The sequence below is a fragment of the Bartonella sp. TS25HLJMH genome, from assembly GCF_042193505.1.
GTDB lineage: Bacteria > Pseudomonadota > Alphaproteobacteria > Rhizobiales > Rhizobiaceae > Bartonella > Bartonella grahamii.
This window is the reverse complement of sequence record NZ_JBHILV010000002.1, coordinates 39877-56231: the sequence shown is the minus strand read 5'-3', so window position 1 is coordinate 56231 and position 16355 is coordinate 39877. Positions and strand designations below refer to the sequence as shown.

Annotated in this window: 8 protein-coding genes; 5 read left to right on the top strand and 3 right to left on the bottom strand. The window is 36.7% G+C overall.

All coding sequences use genetic code 11. The features are described from left to right. Window positions 1-322: 322 nt before the first annotated feature. On the bottom strand, window positions 323-1576 hold the full coding sequence (locus ACFINF_RS01410; RefSeq protein WP_375619350.1) for a CCA tRNA nucleotidyltransferase: 1254 nt from the start codon (window positions 1574-1576) through the stop codon (window positions 323-325). 248 nt (window positions 1577-1824) lie between these two features. Between ACFINF_RS01410 and ACFINF_RS01405 the strand changes: the two genes are divergently transcribed. From ACFINF_RS01405 to ACFINF_RS01385, 5 genes are all read left to right on the top strand, one after another. Then, on the top strand, window positions 1825-2856 hold the full coding sequence (locus ACFINF_RS01405) for an AAA family ATPase (RefSeq protein WP_375619349.1): 1032 nt from the start codon (window positions 1825-1827) through the stop codon (window positions 2854-2856). Window position 2857: 1 nt separating this feature from the next. Then, window positions 2858-3769 carry a DUF58 domain-containing protein gene (locus tag ACFINF_RS01400; protein ID WP_375619348.1) on the top strand — a complete coding sequence of 304 codons (912 nt, stop codon included), beginning with the start codon at window positions 2858-2860 and terminating at the stop codon, window positions 3767-3769. Beyond that, window positions 3766-6561 (top strand): DUF4159 domain-containing protein, encoded by a 2796-nt coding sequence (locus ACFINF_RS01395; protein WP_375619347.1) that lies wholly within the window; start codon window positions 3766-3768, stop codon window positions 6559-6561. Before ACFINF_RS01400 ends, ACFINF_RS01395 begins: the two co-directional genes overlap by 4 nt. Continuing rightward, window positions 6561-8657 carry a glutamine amidotransferase gene (locus tag ACFINF_RS01390; protein ID WP_375619346.1) on the top strand — a complete coding sequence of 699 codons (2097 nt, stop codon included), beginning with the start codon at window positions 6561-6563 and terminating at the stop codon, window positions 8655-8657. The genes ACFINF_RS01395 and ACFINF_RS01390 overlap by 1 nt, the downstream gene beginning before the upstream one ends. A gap of 897 nt (window positions 8658-9554) precedes the next feature. Then, on the top strand, window positions 9555-10445 hold the full coding sequence (locus tag ACFINF_RS01385; RefSeq protein WP_375619345.1) for a metallophosphoesterase family protein: 891 nt from the start codon (window positions 9555-9557) through the stop codon (window positions 10443-10445). Window positions 10446-11893: 1448 nt separating this feature from the next. Here the strand turns inward: ACFINF_RS01385 and ACFINF_RS01380 are convergent. Then, entirely contained in the window at window positions 11894-12712 is an 819-nt protein-coding gene (locus ACFINF_RS01380; protein WP_375619344.1) for an outer membrane protein, read from the bottom strand. A gap of 686 nt (window positions 12713-13398) precedes the next feature. Further along, complete coding sequence (locus tag ACFINF_RS01375) at window positions 13399-16344, bottom strand: bifunctional [glutamine synthetase] adenylyltransferase/[glutamine synthetase]-adenylyl-L-tyrosine phosphorylase (RefSeq protein WP_375619343.1); 2946 nt, start codon at window positions 16342-16344, stop codon at window positions 13399-13401. Window positions 16345-16355: the final 11 nt, after the last annotated feature.

Sequence of the window (16355 nt, the reverse complement as noted above, 5' to 3'; positions counted from 1 at the left end):
CCATCACATCCATTTCATATCACCACCTATGAATGATTAAATACTCCTCATAGTAAAAATCCATTGGACATTCCCCTCTTTATGCTCATATAAAGTGCAAACCGCTATCATTATTCTCTTTATTCGTTTTCACTTTCGAGAATCCTTATCTTTGAGATGGTTCATAAAAGACATTTTTTCTCTCTGTAATCATTTTTCCTCACACGACTTCCCCACTTGTAACGTGTAAGGCTATAATTTTGATTGATGTAATATGAACAGGTTTGAAATAACCTTACAATATTCGGAGCTCTTATTTCACATGACGAATAATGAATTATTATTATAAATCAATTTTTTCTAATAATGCATGACGATCCATTAAAAATCCGCTTTCGACCCATATCATTTCTAACTCTTTAAGCTTTTTTCCTAAAAGCACACCTTTAGCAAAACCTTTCTTTATTAAATCGTTACCATTAATGGGAAAAGTTGGAATCTGCCATTTTTTGGCAAGCTGATGAAGCTTGACATAATCCTCTGCTTTTTGCAAAGCATCACTTTTTTCTAGGTTATCGAGATGTGATGCAGCGACAGACAACGATAATTGATCTAAAACTGGCTGTCGTCCATAAAAATAAATCAGTTTTTGCACAAAATGATCAGAACAGTTTTGGTTTATTATTTCTAACTCTGCCCATTTTTTTAATCGTGTTGTTTCTTTATGAGAAAAATGCAAGCGCTGTGCCATTTCATGAAGACGTATGGGATCAGGAGGAAGAAGGCTTTCTAGCCGTAACAATGAATCAATTTTCCAACCAAGAGCCTGTTCTGTCTTCACTAATGCGTGAATTGCATCAATACCCCATCGTTCTGTTTCAGGAAAAATGAGTGCCAAAATTCTGCTTTGTCGCATCCATAAAAGAGCACGCGTTGGATCAAACGCCGCAAGAAGCTTTTTCATTTCTGCCCAAATACGTTCAGAAGAAAGTTTTTTTAAACCGTGTTTTAAACTAACACATGCTTTCAATCCTTGTACATCAGGCCGCCCTGCTCCATACCACGCAAAAAAGCGAAAAAAACGTAAAATACGCAAATAATCTTCGCAAATACGATCTTCTGCAACCCCAATAAAACGAACTGTTCGGCTAGCAATATCACTCAAACCTCCTACATCATCATAAAGATTGCCAGCAGCATCACAATAAAGCGCATTTATCGTAAAATCCCGCCGTTCAGCATCTTTTTTCCAATCACGACCAAATGCCACTTTTGCATGACGACCATCTGTTTCAATATCGCAGCGAAGCGTTGTAACCTCATAAGAACATGAATGAGCAACTACTGTTATTGTACCAAAAGCAATCCCTGTAGGAATAGCTTTAAATCCTGCTTCTTCTACACGTGCAATAACCTGTTGCGGCAAACAGGTTGTTGCAATATCAATATCACTAATAGGCTGCCCTAGCAGTTGATTGCGCACTGCTCCCCCTACAATACGCGCCTCTTCTCCCTCCAAAGACAAAACACGAAGAAGTGTTTGAATATCCCTTTGTTGTAACCACGCAACCTGTTTGAAGTCCTGTCTTATATTCACCCTTTAACCTTTCAAAAAAGTTATCTTCATTGCTTTAAAAAATTCTCTTCATAAAACAAAATTTTTAAGACATTCCTTATAAAACACGTCTATTCCTTCCAAAAAAACTTTTCTCTTCTTGTATACGAATATGAAAAAAATGGCATATGATACTTCTTTTCTTCTCATTTTCTGTTACAAACAATAAGATATCCATTATCATGCAGAGAAAATTACCATTTTTGCGACAAACGCCTTAAGGAAGAAATATGAGTCAACATGATCCATCATCCAATTCTGTAAAAAAGGTCAATATCAATCATGAGGCTCAAGTCATTATTGATGATATTGATACAGCACACAAAGAATTGGATATTTTACAACAAGAAATTGACAAAGTTATTTTTGGGCAAAGTCAGGTAATCGAATATGCTTTAATCGCTATTTTTGCTGGTGGTCACGCCCTTCTTGTCGGCGCTCCAGGGCTTGCAAAAACACGTCTTGTTGAAACATTGGGAACAGTCTTAGGGCTTGATGAAAAACGCATCCAATTTACTCCTGACTTAATGCCATCGGATATTATTGGTTCTGAAATTATGGATTCCGATAAAGACGGTAAACGTTCTTTTCGATACATTCAAGGTCCTATTTTCACGCAACTTCTCATGGCCGATGAAATTAATCGTGCTTCTCCACGGACACAGTCAGCCCTTTTACAAGCTATGCAAGAATATCATGTTACTGTTGCAGGTAACCGTTATGATTTACCACAACCTTTTCATGTTCTTGCAACGCAAAACCCTCTCGAACAAGAAGGGACCTATCCACTTCCTGAAGCACAATTGGATCGCTTTTTGATGCAAATCGATATTGACTATCCTGACCTCACAACAGAGCGACGGATCATTTTAGAAACAACAAAAGAAAAGAAATCAAATGCAAAACCAATTTTATCCGCCAAAAAATTGCAAAAAATTCAAAATATCGTTCGCAAAATGCCTCTTTCAGAAAATGTGATCGAAGCTATTTTAAAAATTGTCCGCTCAACTCGCCCTCATAAAGACAATAGCCTTGCTAATACTTATGTTTCTTGGGGACCTGGTCCACGGGCATCACAAGCCCTTTCACTTTGTGTTCGCGCCCGTGCTCTTTATTATGGACGCTTAGCCCCCTCACTTGATGATGTTGAAGCATTGGCCTATCCCGTATTACAACACCGCATGGCTCTTAATTTTTCTGCCCGTGCTGAAGATGTAACTGTAAAAGATATTATCAATAACCTTGTGAAAGATGCTCTTTAGAATGGCTATTGGCAAAAAAGTTTTACAAAAGCCTCCATTGTCGCTGGCAAATGAACTGCATAAGGATACTGGCAAAATGCCATATTTCCTTTTACAAGCGCGTCATATCGCTAATACACTGATAACCGGATGGCATGGACAACGTAAACGCGGGAATGGGGAAAACTTTTGGCAATTTCGTCCCTATGTTGAAGGAGAATCCATTACCCGCATTGATTGGCGTCGCTCAGCGCGTGATGAAAATACGTATCTCCGCGAACACGAATGGCAAATGACACAAATCGTTTGGCTCTTTCCTGATCAGAGCGCATCAATGCATTACTGTTCGCGCTTTTCTAAAATCTCTAAAGGTAATCATGCCGTTATTCTTACCCTTACCTTGGCATCACTTCTTGCACGCAGTGGCGAACATATTGCTATTCCAAACTTAATGTCCCCCACAATGACATCCAATGTCGTAGAGCGAATAGCCTTTGCTTTAGAAAATCATTCAGATAAAAATTCATTTCCGGATTTTTCAACGATTACACGCTTTTCACATGTCGTTATAATGAGTGATTTTCTCGACTATCCTGAAAAAATCATCCAACATTTAACCGTTTTAACTACAAAACAGGTGACAGCTCATTTAATTGAAATTTCTGATCCCGCAGAAGAAAGCTTTCCCTACGCAGGTCACACAGAATTTTTTGATCCTGAAACGAAAGAGAAACATGTTTCCACAAAAGCAGAAGATCTTCGTAAGAGCTATTGTAAACTATATCACGCAAGGCGACAAGAATTGGCAAATTTTTGCGCACGCCAAGGATGGTCTTATCACGTTAGTACAACGGATCAACCTTTAACAGAGACCATTTTTCATCTTGCAAATACAATGGGCGACTCTCCATTGCAAAAAAGGAGGGCCCTTTGAGTTTTGCTGCTCCCTTTCTGTTACTAGGGCTTTTGTTCCTACCGGTCATTTGGTGGCTGTTACGAATAACTCCTCCATCTCCGCGTAAAGAGCTTTTTCCTCCGTTACGCTTCTTACCCAAACCAACTCATCAGCAGGAAACAGCAAAACATACACCTTGGTGGTTGCTCTTGTTGCGTTTAACCATAGCGGCACTTGTTATCATAGCGTTAGCACGTCCCACGTGGGATCAAAACCCAATAAGCTTTTCCGGATCTCAACCCCTTGCACTCATTATTGATAATGGTTGGGTTTCTGTAAAAGAATGGAAAAAGCGCATCTCTATCGCTGAAATGCTCCTTGCTCAGGCAGAAAAACAGCAAAAAAATATTTATCTTATTGCAACGGCTGAAAATGATATCTCCAATATAGAGCCGCAACCGGCCAAGATTATAAAACAGCATTTAATGCATTTGCAACCGCGTCCTTGGCCTGTCAACCGCGTGCATGCACTGAAAAAACTCAGAAAAATAACCAAAGAAAAACCTCTTGATGTTGCTTATTTAAGTGATGGATTACAAACAAATGAAGATGAGCAAGCTTTTGCTTTGCTTGGAGAATTAAAACCTGAAAAATTCTTATGGTATTTGGCTGATATTTCCGATTTAATCGGCATAACATCCGTAGAAAATAACAATGGAAGCATGGTCGCGCGTATTATCCGCTCAACAACACACGGCAAAACTTCCGCTACACTCAACCTCTACGATTCAAATAATCAACTTCTCGGTCAATTTACGAAAAATTTCTCTGAAGGAGAAACAACAGCTCTTGTTCCTTTTGATGTACCACTTGAACTACGCAATGATATCGCTTGGATAAAAATAAATAATCAAAACCATGCTGCTGCAACCTTCTTGGTAGACAGCCATAACAGGATAAGCCGTGTTGCTCTTCTATCACCCGATACCAATGAAATGGCACAGCCTTTACTTTCTCCATTTTATTACATTATCAAAGCATTACAGGGATATACACAGCTTATAACCGCCGGTGGAAGAGAGCTTTCAATGGATATTGATTATTTGCTTAAACAAAATCCATCTGTTTTCATTATGAGCGACATGGTTAACATGCCTGAAAAAGCAGAAAAAAAACTTTCTGATTTTGTGAATAAAGGGGGAACACTCATCCGCTTTGCAGGAGAAAAACTCAGTAGTGCAGAACATTACGATAGTCTCCTTCCGATACCGCTACGTCAGGGGCAACGTTTCCTTGGAAGTATTATGTCTTGGACGAAACCACAAAAGCTTGCCCCTTTTGCAAAAAATAGCTTTTTCTTTGATCTTCCTTTTCCAGAAGATGTCACTGTCTCGCGCCAAATCCTCGCAGAACCAACCCCAGATCTTTTTGAAAAAACGTGGCTTAGCCTTTCGGATGGAACGCCTCTTATTACCGCAGCAAAACGTGGTAAAGGAACCATCATTCTCATTCATGTTGCTCCTGACCCCACATGGTCTAATCTTCCTCTTTCTGGCTTTTTTGCACAAATGTTGCAAAAACTAATCACATTAGGGTCTAACGAAAACACAAACCTAACACACAGAGAAAAAAGAACAATAGTACAAAACCCGTGGCGAACCATAACCGCTGATGGACAATTACAAGTACCGCCCTCTGATGTTGTTCCACTGGTCTTTGACGCTCAAAATCCACCCCATCCTTCCTATAATACTCCCCCAGGGCTTTATGGTGTCAAAAGCGATTTTTATGCACTCAATCTCTTAACTCATTCGTCGCACTTGATGAAACAATCATTATTGCCAACTTCTCTTAATAAAAGCCCTTTATCTTACGATACAAAAGAAAAAAATCTTATCGGTCCACTTTTAGGATTAGCCATCTTATTATTCGCCTTTGACAATTTTCTCATTTTATGGATGGGAGATATTTTTTCTTTCATGAAACGGCGTAATATGTTTCTCCTCCCTTTTATAAGTCTTATTGCCTTGTTTTCATATGATCCAACTCTTCATGCACAAACGAAAGAAAATCATCATGATAGTGTACAAGCTGCTGGTGCAACACATCTTGCCTATGTTATAACCAATAATCATGAAATTGATACAACGAGTAAACGTGGTCTAGAAGCGTTAAGTCAATTTATTGCAGAGCGCACAATGCTTACCCCAGGCTCTGTTACAGCACTTGATCTCGATAAAGATGAACTCTCTTTTTACCCTCTTATTTACTGGCCAATTGATGTTAAGAGTCCTATACCAACCCCCAAAAGTCTTGAAAAAATAAATAACTTTATGAAACATGGGGGAACGATTTTATTTGACACGCGCGATCAGATAAAGAGCAATCTTAATCTTGAAGGAGATGCCACTCCAGAAACGCAACGATTACGAGATATCTTAAAAGAGTTAAATATTCCATCCATTGAGCCAGCATCAACGGATCATGTTGTTGCACGTTCTTTTTATATTATGCCAGATTTTCCTGGTCTCTACCGTGGTTCACCTTTATGGATTGAATCCTCATCAACAAACAAAAAAAATAAAAATTCTCTTGCTAGCGGCGATAATGTAAGTTCTCTTCTCATCACCGCCAATAACTTTGCCGGAGCTTGGGCACTCGATGAAAAAGGGACATGGAAATATCCCCTTGTTCCCAATGATCCAATGCAACGTCTATGGGCATTTCGTGCAGGTTTAAATATTGTCCTTTATGTTCTTACAGGAAACTATAAAGCGGACCAAGTTCACGTTCCAGCACTCTTGGAACGCTTTAAAAGAGAAAGAAGGTAATGATATCATTTTTCACTTTTCAGCCTTTTTTACCACTCATTTGGATTCTGTTCTTATGTGGAATATCAATGCTTTTTGTCGTTGTTGGTCTTGTTACGCAACGTCAAGGTTCTTTATTTCGTCTGGTGGCATTAAGCGCCCTCATCCTTGCTTTGCTCAATCCAATGATCATAAGGGAACAGCGCGAACCACTGAAAAGTACAGTAGGAATTGTCATTGACCGCAGCAAAAGCCAAACATTTGGAACACGTACAAACGACAGCGATGAAGCGCGCGCGCAATTAACTCAAGCATTGGCGCATTATCCACAATTTGAACCACGCTTTATTGAATCTGGAAAACTTGCTGATAATCAGTATGCACCCTCAACGAATTTGTTTGATGCTTTAACACAAGCAGTATCTGATGTACCGCCCTCTCGTTATGCAGGAACCATTTTTATCACCGATGGACAAGTACATGACATACCTTCCATTTCAGACCTTCATCATAAAGCACCTCTCAATGCTCTGATCACAGGACACTCAGATGAATTTGATCGCCAAATCAAGTTTATTTCTCCTCCACGCTTCGCCCTTGTCAACAAACCACAAACGCTCTCCATTTTGGTAGAAGATAAAGGCCACGCCAAAAAAACAATACCACAGAAAGCAAATATTACACTAAGCGTCAATGGACAAGACATTGGCCATTATTCTGTAACTCCTGGCGTGATTTTTCAAACTGAAATTACCCTTCCTCATGCTGAAAAAAATATTATCCAAGTAATAACCGATCCACACAAAGGTGAACTAAGCTTTGAAAACAACCGCGCCATAACAATCATTGAAGGAATCAGAGAAAATTTACGCGTTCTTCTTATTTCAGGTGCTCCTTATAATGGAGAACGGACATGGCGAGACCTTTTGAAAGGTGACTCCAATATTGATCTTGTTCACTTTACTATTTTGCGTCCTCCCACCAAAGCAGATAATACGCCCTTAAGCCAATTATCCTTGGTGGTCTTTCCGACAAGAAAACTCTTTGTTGAAGAGATTAATAACTTTGATCTCATCATCCTTGATGGCTACCAGCACTCTGCTGCTCTACCCTTAATCTATTATGATTATATCGCCCAATATGTACAAAAGGGGGGTGCATTGCTAATGGTAACAGGACCTGAATTTACAAAAAACAACTCACTTGCGAAAACACCTTTAATAAGCATTCTACCGGCATTGCCCAATGGAACTATTATTGAAAAGCCTTTTCGCCCCACATTAACCAAAGAAGGTGAGCGCCATCCTGTCACAAGGGGTCTTGCAACACTTAACCTTCCAGCTTCTCAATGGGGGCAATGGTTGCGACAAATTACTATTCAAAACATAAATAACGGAATCGCTCTCATGAAAGGAGCCGATGAACAACCACTTTTACTTCTCGCGCATGTTGATAAAGGACGTGTAGGCATGTTGCTCTCCGATGAAAGTTGGCTTTGGGCACGAGGTTTTGAAGGCGGCGGTCCTTATGCAGCTCTTTATCGTCGTATTGCCCATTGGCTCATGAAAGAACCAGAGCTTGAGGAAGAAAAATTAAGTGCAACCAGCAGCCATCATCATTTAACAATTCACCGCCAAACTCTAAAAGACCATCCAGAACCCGCTGAAATTACCTTTCCTTCTGGAAAAAAAGAACATATCACTCTCACCAAAGAGCAAGAAGGTCTCTTCAGCGCAACTAGGACTACTGATGAAACAGGAATTTTTACCATTAAAAATGGCGATTTAACAATACTTTCTTCTGTAGGGATGCTCGATAATCTTGAATTGTTTGACTTAATTTCAACACAAGAAAAACTAGCCCCCATTATTAAGCACACCGGTGGTTACATCGGACGGTTACACCCTGAGGGAAAAGAAAACATTCATCTTCCTCCATTCAAGCTGATTCAATCAAAAATAAACCCGTCTTCTTCCCCAGCACATTCAATTGTTCTGAAAGAAGCGACAGAAACCCGTTTAATTAATACCTTTTATTTTTCGATATTTTCTAGTTTCTTGGCACTGCTTGCTTGCCTTTTACTGTTGAGCAGCATGTGGTATCGTGAAAGCCGTTGAAAAATCTGAAATTTCGTATAATAGTCTTAAAATTCAGCTTATTTTTTTGTGTATTTTCTTGTCTTTTACAATTAGATAAAAACATTGATCTATAATGATAATTTATCATTATTGTCATATTGAATTCATTATTCCCTGTAAGATTTTTCTTTTTTGTAATACTTTCTATATTAAATTAGTTAAAATCACTCGCTTGCACATCATTAAAAGAGGTCTGTATGAATAAAAACCATTGAAGAAGAGAGTAAAGTACCTCTTATGAATCCTCTTAAAGCAAGGATTTTTATAAAATTGGGAAGGAATAGTATGATGGTTTTACTTTTCACCTTGTATAAATATATAAAGATGCTGGCGCATAACAAGCCTTATACATGAGGCTTTTCATAGCATTGAAAGCTTTCATGAAATGGGATCAAGCGCGCTTGGAAATATCTCTTCAAAACCAATATATGAATGTACAACACAATGATATTTTATTTGGGATATTCCTCTTGAATCGTTCTGTTTTGTGTGAAAAAATCTCCCATTAAAAACAATACATGGCAGCCCAAAACTGTAAAAATTTCTGATAAATACAATACATTCTTTTGCATTTTATGCTGAATAATTAGATTTTTTTACGATAATGTGTGGTCGTATAAAAGCTGTTTAAAAGTCTTAAAACTTTATAACCATCATTTTAAAGTTTATCCCATCATACAAAAGATATATCGGTTGCCAAAAATGATATGTTATATTATGCTGTTTTTTTCAAAAATACAATACAGCGTTAATTCTTCAAAGAATTTTCTCACATTTTCAACAAGCTATTTTTCATTTTACAATCCTTCTTGCCTTTAAGTATCAACTTATCTTATGTTTATTCTCTAAATTATTTTTAATACTCTACGAGCTTTTATGTTTTATCTTGCCCATATATCGGATGTACATCTTTCCCCTCTCCCGCAACCTTCCCTTTTTGAACTTTCTGGAAAGCGTCTTACCGGTTATCTGAATTGGCAAAGAAAACGTAAGAGTCAAATGGTAACAAATGTCCTAGAAACTTTAATAGATGCCTTGAACAAAAAAAAACCTGATCATCTTGTGATCTCTGGTGATCTTGTGAATCTTGCTCTAGATAAGGAATTTGAACAAGCACATCGTTGGCTGCTTAACTTAGGACAACCTCAAGATATTTCCTTGACATTTGGAAATCATGACGCCTATGTCCGCGGTGCTTTTCAAAAAGCATGTACTCTTTTTAAACCTTGGATCACAGGTGACGTTCCTCAAAAAAGCGCCGTTCTTTTTCCTTATATGCGCATTCGCAAAAATGTCGCCATCATAGCAACTTCTTCAGCCATCGCGACACCACCTTTTCAAGCTTCTGGTTACTTTGGTAAAATGCAAGCGCAAACTTTACCGCTCTTTTTAAAGGAAGCAGCACAGCGTAACCTTTTTCGTGTCGTCATGATTCACCATCCCCCCTTTCCCAAGGCAACATCTTGGCATAAAAAACTACGAGATATAAAACGTTTTCTAGACGTTATCAAATCTCACGGTTGCGAACTTATTCTTCACGGACATACTCATTTACCCACATTGAATTACATTGAAGGACCAATTAAAAAAATTCCTATTGTTGGTGTTCCTTCCGCATCGCAAGCTTTTGGTGATAAAAAACCACCCGCAGGCTTTAATTTATTTTCCATTGAACGCTTACAAAATCAATGGCACTGCCAATTGCAACGTTATAGCATTATCAACCCCCAAAACGAGATTTCATGTACTGAAACAATTAATCTTTAAACACCTTCATAGTTGCCAAAACAACAAAAAACAAAAATATTTTTATTTCATATCCCTTTGGAAATCATAATTCTTATTTCCCTTTTTCTCCTTAAAAGACAAAGTTTCACTTTCTCTATAGATAAATCAATTTCTCTCAGAGAATTCCATCTGCTACCCCACTTATGTGACTGGCTTTACAAACTCATTGGTTTACTTCCTTCCCGTCCTAAAGGACGAAAAATTCTACCACACCTGATTTATAAATAATCCAGATTCTTGTCGCACGGGTTCCACCTGCTAATTGTGTATGTGATTTACTTCACAAAGCTCTACACACAAATCCTGCCTTGAATTTCATCATACACTCCTCCAAAAGCATCTAATGCGTAAAATCCTTATACCGCTACAGTGATGATATTTTATAGAATAATAGAGACGCTCACTCAGCTTCTATACCTGAAAATCAATGACTAAAAAATCCCAATAATAACTAAAGTATATAATTTCAATAACCCAACCTATTTGTAATTCATAAACAAACGATGCTGATTGATTTATCGTAAATAGATTTGAAGTTATTCCCTCCTATTTCACTCGATATTTATTATCGTACATTTACAATATTTATAAAAAATAATAGATTCTATTTCGATAACAAGCATAGGTAATAATGTTTTTTGTACCTCGATAAATTTCTAATTTGCTATCTATTTTTCCTATAAATTACTTTATAATAATATTTATAATTATTTTATTACTATAAATTATTATTTATAATATCACATAAAATATCTAATAATAATAAAAATTATAATATTAATTTTCATTATTATTGAGTTATATTGCGGATGTAATTTTACGTAATTTAGAATTTTTTTGCGATTTTTTTGTTATTAAATAAAATATTTTACGATAACGAAAAACAGAAAAGTCGATTGTATGAAAGGTATTTCAAATAAAACAAAACGCCATTAAGTTGCCAATTCATGTGTTTGCTAAAAAAAGCATCTTTTAAAGCACCCAAATCCATTTCCCCACGACACCTATGAATGACGTAATGATAAGTCCATTTAGTAGCACCATCTTTACATTTATGAAAAAACAAACCAGTATCAAATCTCACACTTCACTACCCCCCAATCTAGCGACAGCCTTTGGCACTTGAGATGGTTCATAAGAGGCATTTTTATTCTTTCTTTAATGTTTTTTATCTCACGGCTCTCCCTCCTTTGACGTACAAAAAACATGGTTTTGATTGGTTCAACACGGTATAGGTTTAAAATGAGAAAATCTTATGATACTTGGGGCTCTCACTCAACATGAAAAAGTAAATTATATTTACAAATCAAAGTATTGTTCGAATAAAATAGTAGCTCTTTTGAGTAAAGGATATTTTCCAGCACATATCTAAACAATAAAAGCCTCATTCGAAAATGAGACTTTTGAATTTTTAATTCTGCAAAAAATTAAAATTTATAAGCTACACCCACGCGGAAATCATTTGTCTTGTAGCCTATTTCAAATTTATCATGCACGAACTTCTTTTTACCAAAATCTGAATAACGGTATTCTGCACGCACAATAACATTATCAGTCATTGCAAAATCAACACCACCTCCGAGGGTGTAACCAATCATGGTCTTTTTTTCATCATGTAACCAATCAGAAAAATTAACTGCTCTGTTGTTGCTATCAGCAACTAACCCAAAAATATTCTGAAGCTGCGTATAAGCAATCCCTCCAGAAACATAAGGCATCACACGCTCAATCGCAAAACCAACTTTTACCCGCGTAGCACCAGCCCATTTTTGTTTTAAAGTATGGCGTACAGATTCAATAGGTATTGTCGAATCCTCCTCATGAGAATCTCTTGTTAGATTTGTTTCTTCTGAAGAAGCTTCTTCAGTTTGACTTTTTTTTGGTCGATTAATATCTTTTGTACTCTTTTTATCAGACCACATAATATCCGTATCAATACCTATAATAAAACCATTATCGATATCAATATTGGAACCTGCATAAACTCCCCCTATAAAACCAGAAAGTTTAGGTAAATCCTCCTTTCCAATTGGATTCCATATCCCCGTCTTATCTTTTAAATAACTTGCAGTTGTTTTACCTGAAAAGCTACCAATCTGTCCTCCAAGATAAAATCCTGTCCAAGAAAAAGCAGGAACTGCAATAACAGGAACAGGCTGTTCAGGAGTAACGATATCTGCCGCCTGTACTACAGAAATTGAAATTAAAGAAAAGATAGATGTTGAGACTAAATACTTTGTAATCATAATTGCTCCCTTAAAAGCTAATGTGATACATAAATATTAGTAAATCGTTTCACATTTTTTTTTAAAAATCTATAGCAAAAATGACACATTTACAAAAAAAATAAAAGTAGTTTTAATAAATAATATTATAAAAAAATTTAAATATGCTTTATATTTCCATTAATTGTTACATTTATATTTTATAGCTTTATATTAAGCATTATTATCCAGAATTATACAAATAATTATAATGTCAATTTTTTGAAAAAATGAGATATGTAATCAATAAAGCTTTTTGTCATATTGATTTCAATATTTTGGTATTATTAGTGTAATGAGACATAATTTCTATAAGTTTTTATATAAATCTGTACGATAAAAACACCCTTGCATATATTCTTGTGTTGAATATCTCTTAATTCATAAATGTATCTGATATACAGCTGCTTAATAAAAGCCCCATATGCTTTTATCATACACATGAAATAAGGCTCATAAAGAATATCATTCACTAAACTAGTCACACCTCGCTTTTTGTATAAAGAATGGCACCTAGAATAGCACATTAACAGAGAAATTTTTTCATCACACTTGAGAAACTAGTAGAGAACTTCACTCTAACCCTCTCAAGCGTGTAATGAAATAAAAGACAAAAATTAATATATAAAAATCGAATTAATAATTTTTATTATTCTTATAGAATTATTTCAATGTTTCATGATTTTTTTAAAAACTGAACAGACCAATTGCCCAGTTTCTGCAATTAATTTTTCAACACGAAGCAAATCAGGTTCCCCAACATTATTTAATAAAAGGTCACTTAATCCAGGTGGCATATCATTGGGATCAAGAGAATCATTTAAACAAAGCCGTATAATTTGACTCAAATTTGTATAAAGACGATAGGCATAATGTAAATCAGCAATACACGACTGATTAAGAAAACTATTTGGTAAGTGATCTAAAATATCAGCTGTTGTTGCTCCAATTTGAAACTCAATGACATGCGTAATAAGAGAAAATTGAGCAATAAACTCCAAATCCATAATGCCACCAGACATCGTTTTTAAATCCCATTGATTTTTTGGCGGCTTTTCTTTTGCAATCAAGGAACGCATTTCACATACTTCTTTTGCAACTTCCTTCTTATCACGAGAAATAGCAATAATTGCACACACTTCATTTTCTAGCTTTTGTAAAAAATCAGGATCCCCTGCAATGCCTCGAGCCCTTGTTAAAGCAAGATATTCCCATATCCATGCTTCTTGGCGATAATACTTTTTAAAAAATGGAAAAGAAACAGCAACAGGTCCTTTATTACCTAACGGCCGTAACCTTAAATCAACGACATAAAGAACACCTTGGCTTGTAAGAGTGGATAAAGCCGAAATGAGGCGCTGTGCTAAACGCGTATAATATTGAGAGATATAAAGAGGCTTTTCTCCATCAGATATTTCTGCATCATCATCGTGTTCATAAAGTAAAACGAGGTCAACATCAGAATCTGCCGTTAATTCGCGACTTCCAAGCTTCCCCATACCCAATATGCCAACACGCCCCCCTTTAATATTACCATGAAGACGAGAAAATTCCTCTTGAACGGCAGCAAATGTTTTTGTAATCATAAGATCAGCAAGCGCAGTAAAAGCAAAACCCGCTTTTTCTCCTGTAATTGCACCATTCAAAATTCGAATACCAATTAAAAAACGTTGTTCATCTGCAAAAATTCTTAAATGGTCGAGAATTTCCTCATAAGGAAGAATATTTTCAAGAAAATATTCAAGCCGTTTTTCTAAATACGTTTTTGTTGGTAATTCTGAAAGAATATTCGGATCTAACATTCCATCAAAAACATGGGATCTGCGTGTAATAATTTCTGCAAGACGTGGAGCAGCACCCATAATAAGGACAAGCATATCCAAAAGAGAGGGATTAGACTGCAAAAGACTAAAAAGCTGAATTCCTGAAGGTAAGCCCTGTAAAAAACTATCAAAACGCAACATCGCCTCATCAGCTCGTTTTGTCCCACCAAAAGCTTTCAAAAGAGCTGGCGTTAATTCCGTTAATCTCTCGCGTGCTTCAGCTGATTGCGTTGCTTTATAACGACCACAATGGAGAGTACGCATAATACGACAAATATCACTTGCTCTTTCAAAGCCTAAACGGCTTAACGTTATTAATGTCTCCGGATCATCTTCTTCACCTGTAAAAACTAAATTACCAATTTCTAAACCAAGTTCTTGCTCATTCTCAAACAGTGCTGCATAATGTTTTTCAACAACCTGAAGTGTTTTTAATAAATCACGGATAAAACTGCTACTGTCTTGATAACCCATTAAATAGGCAACACTCGTGAATTGAGCAATATCATTTGGAAGAAGGTGTGTTTGTTCATCGAAAAGCATCTGAATACGATGTTCCACATTTCGAAGAAAAGCATAACTTTTTATAAGGCTATTTCTTGTTTTCTCACTAATCCAACCAAGCGTGTGAAGTTCTGCTAACATTGCAACTGTCTGACGTCCACGTAATTGAGGAAAACGCCCACCGGCAATGAGCTGTTGTGTCTGCACAAAAAACTCAATCTCACGAATACCACCACGACCTAACTTTATATTATGCCCATAAGCTGCAATTTGACCGTAATTTTTATGCGCATGAATTTGACGTTTGATCGAATGAATATCAGCAATAGCAGCGTAATCTAAATATTTCCGCCACACATAGGGAAAAAGCTCTTTAAGAAAGTTAAAACCTGCCCTCTTGTCGCCAGCAACTGGACGTGCTTTAATCATGGCTGCTCGTTCCCAATTTTGCCCACGCCCTTCGTAATACCGCAAAGCAGTCCTTACTGGTAAGGCCAAAGGGGTTGATCCTGGATCTGGACGAAGCCGAAAATCAAGACGAAAAACATATCCTTCCGCAGTGCGTTCTTGAATGATACGGATTAATCGGCGTACCATTTTAGAAAATACGTCAACACTTTCAGAAAGATTACCAATATGAGGTGATGTTTCATCAATGAAAACAATAAGATCAATATCAGAAGAATAATTAAGTTCCTCTGCTCCTAATTTTCCCATCCCTAAAATAATTAAACCACAGTCTTTTTCTGGATTCTCACGGCTTAATAAATTGATCTTACCATGATCATGCGCTTCTCTTAATAGAAAACGCAGCGCTACACTTAATGCTGCTTCGCCCAAACGTGTCAACCAAACACATGAAACTTCGTAAGTAAAAACACCACTCAAATCAGCTAAAGCAATGAGAACATGCGCTTCTCGTTTTTTGCGCCTTAAAGCAGCCATCAATGAAGTTTCATTTATAGTTTCATCCTTATCAATAGCCGTAATATCATCTATAATTTCGCTCAGCCTTGTTTCTATATCAACATTTAATAAAGCACTAAGATATGATGGATTGGCAATTAAAACCTCACGCAAAAAAGGAGATAAGGTTATAATTGAACTGATAAAATCAATCTGCGTTCCACTCTCTGAAATAAGGGAAAGAAGCGATTTTAAACCTTCTTTCCTTGCTTGTTCTTCCATGTCTTTTAACCATTGGGAACCACTTTTATCGAGAGGGCATAAAGGGAGAAGCTGTGTTTTTAAAAAAGCTTGTTTCGTCTGCGCTCCCTTGAAAAGCATTTTGCCTTCCT